At 48.7% G+C, this 1,255-nt stretch carries 9 tRNA genes and 2 rRNA genes; all 11 read left to right on the top strand.

From position 1 onward, the window contains the following. Positions 1–92: ribosomal RNA gene (locus tag DFR57_RS18140) — 23S ribosomal RNA — on the top strand; the annotation flags it as partial. A gap of 129 nt (positions 93–221) precedes the next feature. Beyond that, positions 222–338: ribosomal RNA gene (gene rrf / locus DFR57_RS18135) — 5S ribosomal RNA — on the top strand. Positions 339–346: 8 nt separating this feature from the next. Continuing rightward, positions 347–422, top strand: a tRNA-Val gene (locus DFR57_RS18130). Positions 423–427: 5 nt separating this feature from the next. Next, positions 428–503 (top strand) — tRNA-Thr (locus tag DFR57_RS18125). A 7-nt stretch (positions 504–510) separates the two neighbouring features. Further along, positions 511–586, top strand: a tRNA-Lys gene (locus DFR57_RS18120). Positions 587–599: 13 nt separating this feature from the next. Next, positions 600–681: transfer RNA gene (locus tag DFR57_RS18115), tRNA-Leu, on the top strand. 6 nt (positions 682–687) lie between these two features. Next, a tRNA-Gly gene (locus DFR57_RS18110) sits at positions 688–762 on the top strand. Positions 763–808: 46 nt separating this feature from the next. Further along, positions 809–897 (top strand) — tRNA-Leu (locus tag DFR57_RS18105). 6 nt (positions 898–903) lie between these two features. Continuing rightward, positions 904–980, top strand: a tRNA-Arg gene (locus DFR57_RS18100). Positions 981–987: 7 nt separating this feature from the next. Beyond that, positions 988–1,064 (top strand) — tRNA-Pro (locus DFR57_RS18095). 18 nt (positions 1,065–1,082) lie between these two features. After that, positions 1,083–1,158: transfer RNA gene (locus DFR57_RS18090), tRNA-Ala, on the top strand. Positions 1,159–1,255 lie beyond the last annotated feature (97 nt).

Here is a 1,255-nt window from a genome sequence, read left to right as displayed (position 1 = left end):
ATCCCTCAGAGACGATGAGGTAGATAGGTTCGAGGTGGAAGCGTGGTGACACGTGTAGCTGACGAATACTAATCGATCGAGGACTTAACTAAACACAAAAATGTTTGATTGTCATACACCTTATCTAGTTTTGAAGGTATATTTATTTTTTTCTATAAAAAACTATTGCATTTAACAAATGGAATAAGTTATAATATACCTTGTCCTTGAAAAAAAGGAAGTCTGGTAGCAATAGCGAAGAGGTCACACCTGTTCCCATGCCGAACACAGTAGTTAAGCTCTTCAGCGCCCATGGTAGTTGGGGCTTGCGCCCCTGCGAGAGTAGGACGCCGCCAGGCGATACATAGGAGGATTAGCTCAGCTGGGAGAGCACCTGCCTTACAAGCAGGGGGTCGCAGGTTCGAGCCCTGCATCCTCCACCATTCAAGCCGGTCTAGCTCAATTGGTAGAGCAACTGACTTGTAATCAGTAGGTTGGGGGTTCAAGTCCTCTGGCCGGCACCATTTTTTAGAGCCATTAGCTCAGTTGGTAGAGCATCTGACTTTTAATCAGAGGGTCGGAGGTTCGAATCCTCCATGGCTCACCATTTAATTTTATATGCGGGTGTGGCGGAATTGGCAGACGCGCTAGACTTAGGATCTAGTGTCTCTCGACGTGGGGGTTCAAGTCCCTCCACCCGCATTTAAAGCGGAAGTAGTTCAGTGGTAGAACACCACCTTGCCAAGGTGGGGGTCGCGGGTTCGAATCCCGTCTTCCGCTCCAGATTTAATCATTTTGTTTGCCAGATGATTAGATTTTCAACAATTGTGCCGGGGTGGCGGAATTGGCAGACGCACAGGACTTAAAATCCTGCGGTGGGTTTCCACCGTGCCGGTTCGAGTCCGGCCCTCGGCACCATATATAGCGCCCGTAGCTCAATTGGATAGAGCGTTTGACTACGGATCAAGAGGTTAGGGGTTCGACTCCTCTCGGGCGCGCCATTATTATCGGGAAGTAGCTCAGCTTGGTAGAGCACTTGGTTTGGGACCAAGGGGTCGCAGGTTCGAATCCTGTCTTCCCGACCATTTATTTTTAATAGATACGGGGCCTTAGCTCAGCTGGGAGAGCGCCTGCTTTGCACGCAGGAGGTCAGCGGTTCGATCCCGCTAGGCTCCACCAATATTGATCTTTGAAAACTGAACAGAACAACCAGTATGTCAAGTAAGAAATTAAGCTAGTTAAGTTTAGAGCAATCGAGCTCACATATTATGGAGAG

The organism is Saliterribacillus persicus, assembly GCF_003337485.1.
Taxonomy (GTDB): Bacteria; Bacillota; Bacilli; order Bacillales; family Amphibacillaceae; genus Saliterribacillus; species Saliterribacillus persicus.
The sequence above is the reverse complement of the archived record's forward strand: the minus strand, read 5'-3'. Positions and strand labels throughout refer to the sequence as shown.